Here is a 14315-nt window from a genome sequence, read left to right on the forward strand (position 1 = left end):
TGTGGATAACCATCGCTTTAATCCACAGGCTTAAAGCACTTATCCAAGGGCCTCATTGCCAGATGACCACAGACTTTTGAATCGCTGTACATATTGAATATAGTGGGCTGTAGAGATCTATCCACAGAAATGGTACTCAGTAGAAATAAACATAAAAACAAAGATTTAATAAATTTCTCTCTTTTAATTTCTATTGTCTGTGATTTACCCACAGCTGGTTAAATTTTGTGCAAAGGGTTCTTTAGGAAGGGCGAAGTCCCTATACTTGCCGCCATAGCTCCAAAACTCTTTCAACAGACAATTCCTGATTACCTACATAAGCAGGCACGAGGTGCGTGGTGGATTTCCCTTCCCGTTTTGAAGTGATCGTCATCGGCGGCGGTCATGCCGGTACCGAGGCAGCACTGGCGTCAGCGCGCATGGGCGTAAAAACCCTGTTGCTTACGCACAACGTGGAAACCCTCGGTGCCATGAGTTGCAACCCCGCTATTGGCGGGATTGGCAAAAGCCACCTGGTCAAGGAAATCGATGCCCTTGGCGGGGTAATGGCGATGGCCACCGACAAGGGTGGTATTCAATTTCGCGTGCTCAACAGCCGCAAAGGCCCGGCCGTACGTGCTACCCGGGCTCAGGCCGACCGCATCCTGTACAAGGCAGCGGTACGCGAAACCCTGGAAAACCAGCCGAACCTGTGGATATTTCAGCAGGCCGCCGATGACTTGATCGTCGAGCAGGACCAGGTACGCGGTGTTGTTACGCAAATGGGTCTGCGTTTTCATGCAGATTCGGTCGTACTGACCACGGGCACGTTCCTGGGCGGACTTATCCACATCGGTATGCAAAATTATTCCGGTGGCCGTGCCGGTGACCCGCCGTCGATTGCCCTGGCAAAACGTCTGCGTGAACTACCGCTGCGCGTCGGCCGCTTGAAAACCGGGACCCCGCCACGCATTGATGGGCGTTCTGTGGATTTCTCGATGATGACCGAGCAAGCCGGCGACACGCCGATCCCGGTCATGTCGTTCATGGGTTCCAAAGAACAGCACCCGAAACAGGTCAGTTGCTGGATTACCCACACCAACGCCCGTACCCACGAAATCATTGCCGCGAACCTTGATCGTTCGCCGATGTATTCCGGGGTGATCGAAGGCATTGGCCCGCGGTATTGCCCGTCGATCGAAGACAAGATCCACCGCTTTGCCGACAAGGAAAGCCACCAGGTCTTTATCGAACCCGAAGGCTTGACCACCCACGAGTTGTACCCCAACGGGATTTCCACCTCGCTGCCGTTCGACGTGCAAATCCAGATCGTGCAATCGATTCGCGGTATGGAAAATGCGCACATCGTGCGTCCGGGCTACGCGATCGAATACGACTACTTCGACCCGCGCGACCTGAAGTACAGCCTGGAAACCAAGGTGATTGGTGGCTTGTTCTTCGCTGGCCAAATCAACGGGACTACCGGTTACGAAGAAGCCGGAGCCCAGGGTTTGCTGGCCGGAACCAACGCGGCATTGCGTGCACAAGGCAAAGACAGCTGGTGCCCGCGTCGTGATGAAGCGTACATCGGCGTATTGGTCGACGACCTGATCACCCTGGGCACCCAGGAACCGTACCGCATGTTCACTTCCCGCGCGGAATACCGTCTGATCCTGCGCGAAGACAACGCCGATCTGCGCCTTACCGAAAAAGGTCGCGAACTGGGCCTGGTCGATGACGCGCGCTGGGCTGCCTTCTGCAAAAAACGCGAAAGCATCGCGCTTGAAGAGCAACGCTTGAAAAGTACCTGGGTTCGTCCAGGCACCGAGCAGGGCGATGCCATTGCAGAAAAATTCGGCACGCCGTTGACCCATGAGTACAACTTGCTCAACCTGCTTTCCCGTCCGGAAATCGACTACGCTGGTCTGGTCGAAGTGACAGGCCAGGGCGCTGAAGACCCACAAGTTGCCGAACAGGTGGAGATCAAGACCAAGTACGCCGGTTACATTGATCGCCAGCAGGACGAAATTGCTCGCCTGCGCGCCAGTGAAGACACCAAGCTGCCTGTGGATATCGACTACACCGGGATTTCCGGATTGTCGAAAGAAATTCAAAGCAAGCTGGGGATAACTCGGCCGGAAACACTCGGGCAGGCTTCCCGTATCCCTGGGGTCACCCCGGCAGCCATTTCGCTGTTGATGATTCATTTGAAAAAACGCGGCGCGGGCCGTCAGTTGGAGCAAAGCGCTTGAGTTCGTTGGTCACCTCGCAACACGCCGAAGAGTTATCCACAGGGGCGCGCCAGTTGGGCGTAGCGCTGACCGAAGCCCAGCATGAGCTACTGCTGGGCTACCTGGCCCTGTTGATCAAATGGAACAAGGCTTACAACCTGACCGCAGTGCGTGATCCGGACGAAATGGTCTCGCGCCATTTGCTCGATAGTCTCAGTGTGATGCCGTTCATCGAAAACGGTCGCTGGCTGGATGTCGGCAGCGGCGGCGGGATGCCCGGTATTCCGCTGGCGATTCTGTTTCCCGAGTCGCAAGTGACCTGCCTGGACAGCAACGGCAAGAAAACCCGCTTCCTGACCCAGGTCAAACTCGAACTCAAGCTGGACAATCTGCACGTTATCCACAGCCGCGTCGAAGCCTTTACGCCTGAACAGCCCTTCAACGGAATTGTTTCCCGGGCGTTCAGCAGCATGGAGAACTTCAGCAACTGGACCCGCCACCTTGGCGATCGGGACACGCGCTGGCTGGCAATGAAGGGCGTCCATCCAAGCGACGAGCTGTTAGCATTGCCGGCAGACTTCCACCTCGATAGCGAACACGCCTTGGCCGTCCCCGGTTGCCAAGGCCAACGCCATCTGCTGATACTGCGCCGCACGGCATGATTGGGAACACAAGCAAGAATGGCTAAGGTATTCGCGATTGCGAACCAGAAAGGCGGTGTGGGTAAAACCACCACCTGTATCAACCTCGCAGCATCCCTGGTCGCCACCAAGCGTCGGGTGTTGTTGATCGATCTCGATCCACAGGGCAACGCCACCATGGGTAGCGGTGTGGATAAACACGGCCTGGAAAACTCGGTCTACGATTTGCTGATCGGCGAATGCGACCTGGCCCAGGCCATGCACTATTCCGAGCACGGCGGTTACCAACTGCTGCCGGCCAACCGCGATCTGACCGCGGCGGAAGTGGTGCTGCTGGAAATGCAGATGAAAGAAAGCCGTCTGCGCAGCGCCTTGGCGCCTATCCGCGAGAACTACGACTACATTTTGATCGACTGCCCGCCGTCGCTGTCGATGCTCACGCTCAACGCGCTGGTTGCCGCCGATGGGGTGATTATCCCCATGCAGTGCGAGTACTTTGCCCTTGAGGGCTTGAGCGACCTTGTGGATAACATCAAGCGTATCGCCGAGCTGCTCAACCCGAACCTGAAAGTCGAAGGCCTGCTGCGGACCATGTATGACCCGCGCCTGAGCCTGATGAACGATGTCTCGGCGCAGCTCAAGGAACACTTTGGCGATCAGCTGTACGACACCGTGATTCCACGCAACATCCGCCTGGCCGAAGCGCCAAGCTATGGCATGCCCGCGCTGGCGTACGACAAATCCTCGCGCGGTGCCATTGCCTACCTGGCATTGGCTGGCGAGATGGTTCGTCGTCAACGCCGCAATTCACGCACCGCTGCAGCCCAGCCAACTTAAGGAATCCCCATGGCCGTCAAGAAACGAGGTCTCGGACGTGGACTGGATGCACTCCTGAGTGGTCCGACCGTCACTTCGCTTGAAGAACAAGCGGTGCAGGCCGACGAGCGCGAGCTGCAGCACTTGCCGCTGGATCTGATCCAGCGCGGCAAATACCAGCCGCGTCGGGACATGGATCCCCAGGCGCTGGAAGAACTGGCCAACTCGATCAAGGCCCAGGGCGTGATGCAACCGATTGTGGTACGCCCAATTGGCAGTGGCCGCTTTGAGATCATCGCCGGTGAACGCCGCTGGCGCGCGAGCCAACAGGCCGGCAAGGAAACCATCCCGGCAATGGTGCGCGATGTGCCGGATGAGACCGCCATCGCCATGGCCTTGATCGAAAACATTCAGCGCGAAGACCTCAACCCGATCGAAGAAGCGATCGCATTGCAGCGTTTGCAGCAGGAATTTCAGCTGACCCAGCAACAAGTGGCCGAGGCGGTGGGGAAATCCCGTGTCACGGTTTCCAACTTGCTGCGTCTGATCGCCTTGCCGGAAGTCATCAAGACCATGTTGTCCCATGGCGATCTGGAAATGGGCCACGCCCGAGCTTTGCTGGGTTTGCCGGAAAATCAACAGGTTGAAGGGGCGCGACACGTTGTCGCACGAGGGCTCACCGTTCGTCAGACCGAGGCCCTCGTTCGCCAGTGGCTCAGCGGTAAACCTGCACCGGTCGAAACCGCCAAACCTGATCCGGATATCGCGCGCCTTGAGCAGCGCCTGGCCGAGCGGCTAGGCTCTGCGGTGCAAATTCGCCACGGCAAGAAGGGCAAAGGGCAGTTGGTCATCGGATATAACTCACTCGATGAGCTTCAGGGCGTCCTTGCCCACATCCGCTGAAACATTTGCTTATGTAGCGCGTGATCGGAAATCACTACCCGACAGTTGAATAGGGGCTGAACCGCCCCTATACTCTGCGCGCATTTTGTCGGCACAAATTATGCCAAGTTATTGATTTCCGGCAGCCGACCATTGAGGAGCAAGAGTGATGGAAACCCGCACGCCAAACACGTTGCCGTTCCATCGCTTGGCTGTTTTTCCGGTTTTATTGGCTCAATTTGTCATTTTGCTGATCGCCGCTTTGGCGCTTTGGTACTGGCATGGAGTCGTAGCCGGATATTCAGGACTTTGCGGAGGCCTGATAGCCTTGCTGCCCAATATGTATTTTGCTCACAGGGCCTTTCGGTTTTCCGGCGCCCGAGCAGCCCAGGCTATCGTGCGGTCTTTTTATGCCGGCGAAGCAGGGAAACTGATTTTGACGGCAGTGCTGTTTGCACTGACCTTTGCAGGTGTGAAGCCATTGGCGCCGCTGGCTGTATTCGGCGTCTTCGTGTTGACCCAACTGGTCAGCTGGTTCGCTCCCCTGCTAATGAAAACAAGACTTTCGAAACCTTAGGGCGTTTGAGGCAACCATGGCAGAAACAACCGCTTCGGGCTATATCCAGCACCACTTGCAGAACCTGACCTTCGGTCAGCTTCCTAATGGCGGCTGGGGCTTTGCCCACACCGCAGCAGAAGCCAAAGAAATGGGTTTCTGGGCTTTCCACCTGGATACTCTGGGTTGGTCGGTCGCATTGGGTCTGATCTTCGTCCTGATTTTCCGCATGGCGGCAAAAAAGGCGACTTCCGGTCAGCCAGGTGCTTTGCAGAACTTCGTTGAAGTATTGGTCGAATTCGTCGATGGCAGCGTGAAAGACAGCTTCCATGGCCGTAGCCCGGTGATTGCACCGCTGGCACTGACCATCTTCGTCTGGGTATTCCTGATGAACGCCGTCGACCTGATCCCGGTCGACTGGATTCCTCAGTTGGCCATGGCGATCTCCGGCGACCCGCACATCCCATTCCGTGCCGTATCGACCACTGACCCGAACGCTACCCTGGGCATGGCCCTGTCGGTGTTCGCGCTGATCATTTTCTACAGCATCAAGGTCAAGGGCATCGGCGGTTTCATCGGCGAGCTGACCCTGCACCCGTTCGGCAGCAAGAACATCTTCGTTCAAGCCCTGCTGATCCCGGTGAACTTCCTGCTGGAATTCGTCACCCTGATCGCCAAGCCGATTTCCCTGGCTCTGCGACTGTTCGGCAACATGTATGCCGGCGAGCTGGTGTTTATTCTGATCGCTGTGATGTTCGGCAGCGGTCTGCTCTGGCTTAGCGGCCTGGGCGTAGTACTGCAGTGGGCGTGGGCTGTGTTCCACATCCTGATCATTACCCTGCAGGCCTTCATCTTCATGATGCTGACCATCGTCTACCTGTCGATGGCGCACGAAGAGAACCATTAAGACCAGTCTCGACTAGTCTGATGTCCTTCCCGGTCAAACGGGAAGGTGGCCCAACAGGGCTATGAAACGATTTGTTTTACCGCTTTAAAATCTAAAAAACCTAAACCATACGACGTAAAAGTCGGGAGGAAAGATGGAAACTGTAGTTGGTCTAACCGCTATCGCTGTTGCACTGTTGATCGGCCTGGGCGCCCTGGGTACTGCCATTGGTTTCGGCCTGCTGGGCGGCAAATTCCTGGAAGGCGCAGCGCGTCAGCCAGAAATGGTCCCAATGCTGCAAGTTAAAATGTTCATCGTCGCCGGCCTGCTCGACGCCGTGACCATGATCGGCGTTGGTATCGCACTGTTCTTCACCTTCGCGAACCCCTTCGTTGGTCAACTCGCTGGCTAATCACTCGAATTTTCGAGTGATTGGGGTGATGGACAACGAATGAGCGAGGTGTTGGCGTGAACATTAATGCAACCCTGATTGGCCAATCCGTTGCGTTCTTCATTTTTGTAGTGTTTTGCATGAAGTTCGTGTGGCCTCCGGTCATCGCGGCTTTGCACGAACGTCAGAAGAAGATCGCGGATGGTTTGGACGCTGCCAGCCGTGCAGCTCGCGACCTGGAGTTGGCCCACGAGAAAGTGGGTCAGCAACTGCGCGAAGCTAAAGCACAGGCAGCCGAGATCATTGAGCAAGCCAAGAAACGCGGTAACCAGATCGTCGAAGAGGCTGTTGAAAAAGCCCGCGTCGAAGCTGACCGTGTTAAGGCTTCGGCTCATGCCGAGATCGAACAGGAACTGAACGGTGTCAAAGACGCGCTGCGTGCCCAACTGGGTGCTCTGGCCGTTGGCGGTGCTGAGAAGATCCTCGGTGCCACAATCGATCAAAACGCGCACGCGGAGCTGGTTAACAAACTGGCTGCTGAAATTTAAGCGAGGGCGATCATGGCAGAACTGACCACGTTGGCCCGACCTTACGCTAAGGCAGCCTTCGAGCACGCCCAGGCCCACCAGCAGCTGGCCTCTTGGTCAGCCATGCTCGGCCTGGCTGCAGCAGTGTCGCAAGACGACACCATGCAGCGCGTGCTCAAGGCCCCGCGCCTGACGAGCGCAGACAAGGCCGCCACTTTTATTGAAGTGTGCGGCGACAAGTTTGATGTGAAGGTGCAGAACTTCATCCACGTCATTGCCGAAAACGACCGTCTCCCGCTATTGCCGGAGATCGCCGCTCTGTTCGACCTGTACAAGGCCGAAGCAGAGAAATCGGTAGACGTTGAAGTGACCAGTGCTTTCGCATTGAACCAAGAACAGCAAGACAAACTCGCCAAGGTTCTCAGTGCACGACTCAATCGGGAAGTGCGCCTGCAAGCTTCGGAGGACGCATCCCTTATTGGTGGTGTTGTTATCCGTGCCGGCGACCTGGTTATCGATGGCTCGATTCGCGGCAAAATCGCGAAACTTGCCGAAGCATTGAAATCTTGAGTTTGAAGGGGCAGCAGAGCAATGCAGCAACTCAATCCTTCCGAAATAAGTGAAATTATCAAGGGCCGCATCGACAAGCTCGATGTGACCTCCCAAGCCCGTAACGAAGGCACTGTCGTCAGCGTATCTGACGGCATCGTGCGGATTCACGGTCTGGCCGACGTTATGTACGGCGAGATGATCGAGTTTCCGGGCGGCGTCTACGGTATGGCCCTCAACCTGGAGCAAGACTCCGTAGGTGCCGTTGTATTGGGCGCGTACACCAGTCTGGCTGAAGGCATGAGCGCCAAGTGCACAGGCCGCATCCTGGAAGTTCCGGTTGGTAAGGAACTGCTGGGTCGCGTAGTCGACGCACTGGGTAACCCTGTTGACGGTAAAGGTCCACTGGGCAACACCGAGACCGACGCGGTCGAGAAAGTTGCTCCAGGCGTGATCTGGCGTAAGTCGGTAGACCAGCCTGTACAGACTGGCTACAAGGCTGTCGATGCCATGATCCCGGTCGGCCGTGGCCAGCGTGAGCTGATCATCGGTGACCGTCAGATCGGTAAAACCGCTCTGGCGATCGACGCGATCATCAACCAGAAAGACAGCGGCATTTTCTGCGTCTACGTAGCCATCGGTCAGAAGCAATCGACCATCGCCAACGTGGTTCGCAAGCTGGAAGAAAACGGCGCCCTGGCCAACACGATCATCGTGGCTGCCAGTGCTTCGGAATCTCCTGCGCTGCAATTCCTGGCACCGTACTCCGGTTGCACCATGGGTGAATTCTTCCGCGACCGCGGTGAAGACGCGCTGATCGTTTATGACGATCTGTCCAAGCAAGCAGTGGCTTACCGCCAGATTTCCCTGCTGCTGCGCCGTCCACCAGGCCGTGAAGCCTACCCAGGCGACGTGTTCTATCTCCACTCCCGTCTGCTGGAGCGCGCATCCCGCGTTTCGGAAGAATACGTAGAGAAGTTCACCAACGGCGCAGTGACCGGCAAAACCGGTTCCCTGACCGCACTGCCGATCATCGAAACCCAGGCTGGCGACGTTTCCGCGTTCGTTCCGACCAACGTGATTTCCATCACCGACGGTCAGATCTTCCTGGAATCGGCCATGTTCAACTCCGGGATCCGTCCTGCTGTGAACGCCGGTGTTTCGGTATCCCGTGTGGGTGGTGCCGCTCAGACCAAGATCATCAAGAAGCTCTCCGGTGGTATCCGTACCGCTCTGGCTCAGTACCGTGAACTGGCGGCATTCGCCCAGTTCGCTTCTGACCTGGACGAAGCGACCCGTAAGCAACTTGAGCATGGTCAGCGCGTTACCGAGCTGATGAAGCAGAAGCAATACGCCCCAATGTCGATTGCCGACATGGCGTTGTCGCTGTATGCCGCTGAGCGTGGGTTCCTGACCGACGTTGAAATCGCCAAGGTCGGCAGCTTTGAACAAGCGCTGATTGCTTACTTCAACCGCGATCACGCCGAATTGATGGCGAAGATCAACGTGAAGGGTGACTTCAATGACGATATCGACGCTGGCATGAAAGCCGGTATCGAGAAGTTCAAGGCCACCCAAACCTGGTAAGCCGCAGCGGGAGCCGCAAGGCTCCCGCTTGCTAACCTGATAGGTGTTACATGGCAGGCGCAAAAGAGATTCGCAGTAAGATTGCGAGCATCAAAAGCACGCAAAAAATTACCAGCGCCATGGAAAAAGTGGCGGTCAGCAAAATGCGCAAGGCACAAATGCGCATGGCTGCTAGCCGTCCTTATGCGGAGCGTATCCGCCAGGTAATTGGGCATCTGGCCAACGCCAACCCGGAATACCGCCACCCGTTCATGATCGAGCGCGCCGTCAAGCGTGCAGGTTATGTGGTAGTGAGCAGTGACCGTGGTTTGTGTGGTGGTCTGAATACCAACCTGTTCAAGGCCCTGGTCAAGGACATGGCGGTAAACCGCGAAAACGGCGTCGAGATCGATCTGTGTGTTGTTGGTAGCAAGGGTGCGGCCTTTTTCCGCAACTTCGGCGGTAACGTCGTTGCAGCTATCAGCCACCTGGGTGAAGAGCCGTCGATCAATGATTTGATCGGCAGTGTGAAGGTGATGCTGGATGCGTACCTGGAAGGTCGTATTGACCGCCTCTGCGTGGTATCCAACAAGTTCATCAACACCATGACCCAGCAGCCAACCGTGGAGCAATTGATTCCACTTGTGGCGACTCCGGATCAGGAACTCAAGCACCACTGGGACTACCTCTACGAACCAGACGCCAAAGAGCTGCTTGACGGCTTGATGGTGCGCTACGTGGAGTCGCAGGTGTACCAGGCGGTGGTCGAGAACAACGCAGCTGAACAAGCGGCGCGGATGATCGCGATGAAAAACGCTACCGATAACGCCGGTGATCTGATCAGCGATTTGCAGCTGATCTACAACAAGGCGCGTCAGGCTGCGATCACCCAAGAGATCTCGGAAATCGTCGGCGGCGCTGCCGCGGTTTAACGGTTCAAATATTCAGAGGATCCAGCTATGAGTAGCGGACGTATCGTTCAAATCATCGGCGCCGTTATCGACGTGGAATTTCCACGCGACAGCGTACCGAGCATCTACAACGCGCTGAAAGTACAAGGCGCGGAAACTACCCTGGAAGTTCAGCAGCAGCTGGGCGACGGCGTAGTTCGTACCATTGCGATGGGTTCCACCGAAGGCTTGAAGCGCGGTCTGGACGTTGTCGACACTGGCGCTGCCATCTCCGTACCGGTCGGTAAAGCGACCCTGGGCCGGATCATGGACGTACTGGGCAACCCGATCGACGAAGCTGGCCCGATCGCCACCGAAGAGCGCTGGGGCATTCACCGCGCAGCACCTTCGTTCGCAGAACAAGCGGGCGGCAACGACCTGCTGGAAACCGGCATCAAGGTTATCGACCTGGTTTGCCCGTTCGCCAAGGGCGGTAAAGTCGGTCTGTTCGGTGGTGCCGGTGTAGGCAAGACCGTAAACATGATGGAACTGATCCGTAACATCGCCATCGAGCACAGCGGTTATTCCGTGTTCGCAGGTGTGGGTGAGCGTACTCGTGAGGGTAACGACTTCTACCACGAGATGAAGGACTCCAACGTTCTGGACAAAGTGGCACTGGTTTACGGTCAGATGAACGAGCCGCCGGGAAACCGTCTGCGCGTAGCACTGACTGGCCTGACCATGGCCGAGAAGTTCCGTGACGAAGGTAACGACGTTCTGCTGTTCGTCGACAACATCTACCGTTACACCCTGGCCGGTACTGAAGTATCCGCACTGCTGGGCCGTATGCCTTCTGCAGTAGGTTACCAGCCGACCCTGGCTGAAGAGATGGGCGTTCTGCAAGAACGTATCACTTCGACCAAGGAAGGTTCGATCACCTCGATCCAAGCGGTATACGTACCTGCGGATGACTTGACCGACCCGTCGCCAGCCACCACCTTCGCCCACTTGGACGCCACCGTCGTTCTGTCCCGTGACATCGCTTCCCTGGGTATCTACCCAGCGGTCGATCCACTCGACTCGACTTCGCGTCAGCTGGATCCGAACGTGATCGGCCAGGAGCACTACGACACCGCACGCGGCGTTCAGTACGTGCTGCAGCGTTACAAAGAACTGAAGGACATCATTGCGATCCTGGGTATGGACGAGCTGTCGGAAGCCGACAAGCAGTTGGTAAACCGTGCTCGTAAGATCCAGCGTTTCTTGTCGCAGCCGTTCTTCGTGGCTGAAGTCTTCACCGGTGCCTCGGGTAAATACGTTTCCCTGAAAGACACCATTGCTGGCTTCAAAGGCATCCTCAACGGTGACTACGACCACCTGCCAGAACAAGCGTTCTACATGGTCGGCGGCATCGAAGAAGCGATCGAGAAAGCCAAGAAACTGTAATCCAGGCGCCCGGCAACGGGCGCTCATCAGGTTGAGGCAATCAGATGGCTATGACAGTCCATTGCGATATCGTCAGCGCGGAAGGGGAAATTTTCTCCGGTCTGGTCGAGTTTGTAACAGCGCACGGCGACTTGGGTGATCTTGGTATCGCCATGGGTCACGCTCCGTTGATTACCAGCTTGAAGCCAGGTCCGATCACTCTGACCAAGCAAGGCGGGGAAAAGGAGGTGTTTTACATCTCCGGTGGTTTCCTCGAGGTTCAGCCGAACATGGTCAAGGTACTTGCCGACACCGTGCAACGTGCTGGCGACCTGGATGAAGCCTCCGCTCAGGAAGCCGTCAAGGCTGCCGAGAAGGCCCTGAACGAAAAAGGTGCAGACTTCGACTACAGCGCTGCTGCAGTTCGTCTGGCCGAGGCTGCAGCTCAGCTGCGCACGCTCCAGCAGATCCGCAAGAAGTAAGCGGCCATGCCGTTACGCTTCATGCGTGATTGATTAAAAAGGGTAGCCTCGGCTACCCTTTTTCTTTTTTTGCAAAACACTTCTTTGGTCTGAACCCGGACCGCCCAGGATTGGTAGCCATTCATGTCTCTTGAAATCGTCATTCTCGCCGCAGGCCAGGGCACTCGTATGCGTTCGGCCCTGCCCAAGGTGCTGCATCCGGTCGCGGGCAATTCCATGCTGGGTCATGTTATCCACAGCGCCCGGCAACTGGACCCACAACGTATTCATGTGGTGATTGGCCACGGTGCCGATGTGGTCCGTGAGCGTCTGGCCGCGGACGACCTGAATTTCGTATTGCAAGACAAGCAACTGGGCACCGGCCACGCCACTGCGCAAGCCGTACCGTTCATCAGCGCCGACACAGTGCTGATTCTTTACGGTGACGTACCGCTGATCGAAGTGGAAACCCTGCAACGCCTGCTCAAGCATGTGGTGCCTGGCCAGATGGGCCTGCTCACCGTTGAACTGGACGACCCTACCGGCTATGGCCGCATTGTGCGCAACGCCGACGGCAAGGTCGCCGCGATCGTCGAGCACAAGGACGCCAGCCAAGCCCAGCGCGCCATTACCGAAGGCAACACCGGCATTCTTGCCGTACCCGCTGACAAGCTGGGCGACTGGATGAGCCGTCTGTCCAACAACAATGCCCAGGGCGAGTACTACCTCACCGACGTCATTGAGATGGCCGTCAGCGATGGCCTGCTGGTCGCCACTGAGCAGCCCCACGACCCGATGGAAGTGCAGGGCGCCAACGACCGCAAGCAGCTCGCAGAGCTGGAGCGTCACTACCAACTGCGCGAAGGCCTGCGTCTGATGGCTCAAGGCGTGACCCTGCGTGACCCGGCGCGTTTCGATGTGCGTGGCGAGGTGACGGTGGGCCGCGACGTGCTGATCGATATCAACGTGATCCTCGAAGGCCGGGTGATCATTGAAGACAACGTGGTCATCGGCCCGAACTGCGTAATCAAGGACAGCACCTTGCGCAAAGGCGTGGTGGTCAAGGCCAACAGCCATATCGACGGTGCCGTGATGGGCGAGGGCAGCGATGCCGGGCCGTTTGCGCGCTTGCGTCCGGGTAGTGAGCTGGGGGCCCAGGCCCATGTGGGTAACTTTGTCGAACTGAAAAACGCTCACCTCGGCGAAGGTGCAAAAGTCGGTCACCTGACTTACCTGGGCGATGCCGTCATCGGTGCACGTACCAACATCGGTGCCGGCACCATCACCTGCAACTACGACGGCGCCAACAAGTACCAAACGACGATCGGTGAAGATGTATTCATCGGTTCCAACAATTCGTTGATTGCCCCCGTGACCATTGGTGACGGTTCCAACACCGCAGCGGGCTCGACCATCAACCAGGATGTGGATAAGTCCCAACTGGCCGTTGCCCGCGCTCGCCAGCGCAACATCGATGGCTGGAAACGCCCGGTCAAAATCAAAAAGAACTGAGTTATCCACAATTCGATTGGCTGACGCGCTCCTGTGGGAGCTGGCTTGCCTGCGATAGCGGTCTGACATTCAGCATGGATGTCGCCTGACAAACCGCTATCGCAGGCCAGCCAGCTCCCACAATTGATGTGTGGTGACTTAAAAATATTGCATGCCCCGCTTGACGATCTTTCGCCAATAGGTTTTGATTGCCTTCGTTATCTTTCGAAACGAAACTTATCATTACCATGTCGAAACGAAATACCCCCCAACGACGCCACAACATTCTCACCTTGCTCAATGAACAGGGCGAAGTCAGCGTGGACGAATTGGCCAAGCGTTTCGAAACGTCGGAAGTCACCATCCGCAAGGACTTGGCCGCCCTCGAAAGTAACGGCCTGCTCCTGCGTCGCTACGGTGGTGCGATCACCATGCCCCAAGAGCTGGTGGGCGATGCCGCCCAGCCCATCTCGGCCTACAAGCGCGCGATTGCGCGTGCGGCCGTGGTGCGCTTGCGTGAACACGCGCGCATCATCATCGATAGCGGTAGCACCACCGCTGCGATGATTCCCGAACTGGGCCATCAACCCGGGCTGGTGGTTATGACCAACTCCTTGAATGTGGCCCGCGCCCTGAGCGAACTGGAACATGAACCGGTGCTGTTAATGACCGGCGGTACCTGGGACCCGCATTCGGACTCGTTCCAGGGGCAGGTTGCCGAGCAGGTGCTGCGTTCTTACGATTTCGATCAGTTGTTCATTGGCGCCGATGGCATCGATTTGCAGCGCGGCACCACCACCTTCAACGAACTGCTGGGCCTGAGCCGCGTCATGGCCGAGGTCGCCCGTGAAGTGGTGGTGATGGTCGAATCCGACAAGATCGGCCGCAAGATTCCCAACCTGGAACTGCCCTGGAGCAGCGTCCACACCCTTATTACCGATGATCGCCTGCCGTCTGAGGCCCGCGACCAGATCCAAGCCCGCGGCATTACGCTGATATGCGCGGCAGTCATCTAGGAGAAGCA

General features: G+C 57.1%; 15 protein-coding genes. All 15 read left to right on the top strand.

From position 1 onward, the window contains the following. Positions 1–338 precede the first annotated feature (338 nt). The 15 genes from mnmG (at position 339) to JFT63_RS10065 (ending at position 14307) form a co-directional block, all read left to right on the top strand. Positions 339–2231, top strand: coding sequence for a tRNA uridine-5-carboxymethylaminomethyl(34) synthesis enzyme MnmG (gene mnmG / locus JFT63_RS09995; protein ID WP_014720591.1), 1893 nt, complete (start codon positions 339–341; stop codon positions 2229–2231). Further along, a complete protein-coding gene (rsmG, locus tag JFT63_RS10000; protein ID WP_057701857.1) occupies positions 2228–2872 on the top strand; it encodes a 16S rRNA (guanine(527)-N(7))-methyltransferase RsmG in 645 nt (214 codons plus the stop codon). The genes mnmG and rsmG overlap by 4 nt, the downstream gene beginning before the upstream one ends. An 18-nt stretch (positions 2873–2890) precedes the next feature. After that, positions 2891–3688 carry a ParA family protein gene (locus JFT63_RS10005; RefSeq protein ID WP_005792605.1) on the top strand — a complete coding sequence of 266 codons (798 nt, stop codon included), beginning with the start codon at positions 2891–2893 and terminating at the stop codon, positions 3686–3688. A gap of 9 nt (positions 3689–3697) precedes the next feature. After that, complete coding sequence (locus JFT63_RS10010; RefSeq protein ID WP_057701858.1) at positions 3698–4570, top strand: ParB/RepB/Spo0J family partition protein; 873 nt, start codon at positions 3698–3700, stop codon at positions 4568–4570. 148 nt (positions 4571–4718) lie between these two features. Further along, a complete protein-coding gene (locus JFT63_RS10015) occupies positions 4719–5126 on the top strand; it encodes a F0F1 ATP synthase subunit I (protein WP_010565865.1) in 408 nt (135 codons plus the stop codon). A gap of 16 nt (positions 5127–5142) precedes the next feature. Beyond that, positions 5143–6012, top strand: coding sequence for a F0F1 ATP synthase subunit A (gene atpB, locus JFT63_RS10020; RefSeq protein ID WP_003195886.1), 870 nt, complete (start codon positions 5143–5145; stop codon positions 6010–6012). A 133-nt stretch (positions 6013–6145) separates the two neighbouring features. Further along, positions 6146–6403, top strand: a complete 258-nt coding sequence (gene atpE / locus JFT63_RS10025; RefSeq protein ID WP_002555987.1) for a F0F1 ATP synthase subunit C — start codon at positions 6146–6148, stop codon at positions 6401–6403. A gap of 56 nt (positions 6404–6459) precedes the next feature. After that, positions 6460–6930 carry a F0F1 ATP synthase subunit B gene (locus tag JFT63_RS10030; RefSeq protein WP_003195835.1) on the top strand — a complete coding sequence of 157 codons (471 nt, stop codon included), beginning with the start codon at positions 6460–6462 and terminating at the stop codon, positions 6928–6930. A gap of 12 nt (positions 6931–6942) precedes the next feature. Beyond that, positions 6943–7479 carry a F0F1 ATP synthase subunit delta gene (locus tag JFT63_RS10035; RefSeq protein ID WP_003195833.1) on the top strand — a complete coding sequence of 179 codons (537 nt, stop codon included), beginning with the start codon at positions 6943–6945 and terminating at the stop codon, positions 7477–7479. Between the two features lie 21 nt (positions 7480–7500). Further along, the gene (atpA, locus tag JFT63_RS10040) at positions 7501–9045 is read left to right on the top strand and encodes a F0F1 ATP synthase subunit alpha (protein ID WP_003195831.1); all 1545 of its coding nucleotides are present in this window, start codon (positions 7501–7503) and stop codon (positions 9043–9045) included. Between the two features lie 50 nt (positions 9046–9095). Further along, positions 9096–9956, top strand: a complete 861-nt coding sequence (gene atpG / locus JFT63_RS10045; protein WP_057701859.1) for a F0F1 ATP synthase subunit gamma — start codon at positions 9096–9098, stop codon at positions 9954–9956. A gap of 27 nt (positions 9957–9983) precedes the next feature. Then, positions 9984–11360, top strand: coding sequence for a F0F1 ATP synthase subunit beta (gene atpD / locus JFT63_RS10050; RefSeq protein ID WP_003195827.1), 1377 nt, complete (start codon positions 9984–9986; stop codon positions 11358–11360). Between the two features lie 44 nt (positions 11361–11404). Continuing rightward, the gene (locus tag JFT63_RS10055) at positions 11405–11821 is read left to right on the top strand and encodes a F0F1 ATP synthase subunit epsilon (RefSeq protein WP_005792601.1); all 417 of its coding nucleotides are present in this window, start codon (positions 11405–11407) and stop codon (positions 11819–11821) included. A gap of 123 nt (positions 11822–11944) precedes the next feature. Continuing rightward, on the top strand, positions 11945–13312 hold the full coding sequence (gene glmU / locus JFT63_RS10060; RefSeq protein WP_057701860.1) for a bifunctional UDP-N-acetylglucosamine diphosphorylase/glucosamine-1-phosphate N-acetyltransferase GlmU: 1368 nt from the start codon (positions 11945–11947) through the stop codon (positions 13310–13312). A 227-nt stretch (positions 13313–13539) separates the two neighbouring features. Next, on the top strand, positions 13540–14307 hold the full coding sequence (locus JFT63_RS10065) for a DeoR/GlpR family DNA-binding transcription regulator (RefSeq protein ID WP_186559074.1): 768 nt from the start codon (positions 13540–13542) through the stop codon (positions 14305–14307). Positions 14308–14315 lie beyond the last annotated feature (8 nt).

Source organism: Pseudomonas sp. MF7453, from assembly GCF_016405455.1.
GTDB lineage: Bacteria > Pseudomonadota > Gammaproteobacteria > Pseudomonadales > Pseudomonadaceae > Aquipseudomonas > Aquipseudomonas paralactis.

Excerpts from the sequence above, each read along its gene's own strand:
- JFT63_RS10005 (WP_005792605.1), top strand. The coding sequence starts at position 2,891 with ATGGCTAAGGTATTCGCGATTGCGAACCAGAAAGGCGGTGTGGGTAAA.
- JFT63_RS10010 (WP_057701858.1), top strand. The coding sequence starts at position 3,698 with ATGGCCGTCAAGAAACGAGGTCTCGGACGTGGACTGGATGCACTCCTG.
- JFT63_RS10015 (WP_010565865.1), top strand. The coding sequence starts at position 4,719 with ATGGAAACCCGCACGCCAAACACGTTGCCGTTCCATCGCTTGGCTGTT.
- atpB (WP_003195886.1), top strand. The coding sequence starts at position 5,143 with ATGGCAGAAACAACCGCTTCGGGCTATATCCAGCACCACTTGCAGAAC.
- atpE (WP_002555987.1), top strand. The coding sequence starts at position 6,146 with ATGGAAACTGTAGTTGGTCTAACCGCTATCGCTGTTGCACTGTTGATC.
- JFT63_RS10035 (WP_003195833.1), top strand. The coding sequence starts at position 6,943 with ATGGCAGAACTGACCACGTTGGCCCGACCTTACGCTAAGGCAGCCTTC.
- atpA (WP_003195831.1), top strand. The coding sequence starts at position 7,501 with ATGCAGCAACTCAATCCTTCCGAAATAAGTGAAATTATCAAGGGCCGC.
- atpG (WP_057701859.1), top strand. The coding sequence starts at position 9,096 with ATGGCAGGCGCAAAAGAGATTCGCAGTAAGATTGCGAGCATCAAAAGC.
- atpD (WP_003195827.1), top strand. The coding sequence starts at position 9,984 with ATGAGTAGCGGACGTATCGTTCAAATCATCGGCGCCGTTATCGACGTG.
- JFT63_RS10055 (WP_005792601.1), top strand. The coding sequence starts at position 11,405 with ATGGCTATGACAGTCCATTGCGATATCGTCAGCGCGGAAGGGGAAATT.
- glmU (WP_057701860.1), top strand. The coding sequence starts at position 11,945 with ATGTCTCTTGAAATCGTCATTCTCGCCGCAGGCCAGGGCACTCGTATG.
- JFT63_RS10065 (WP_186559074.1), top strand. The coding sequence starts at position 13,540 with ATGTCGAAACGAAATACCCCCCAACGACGCCACAACATTCTCACCTTG.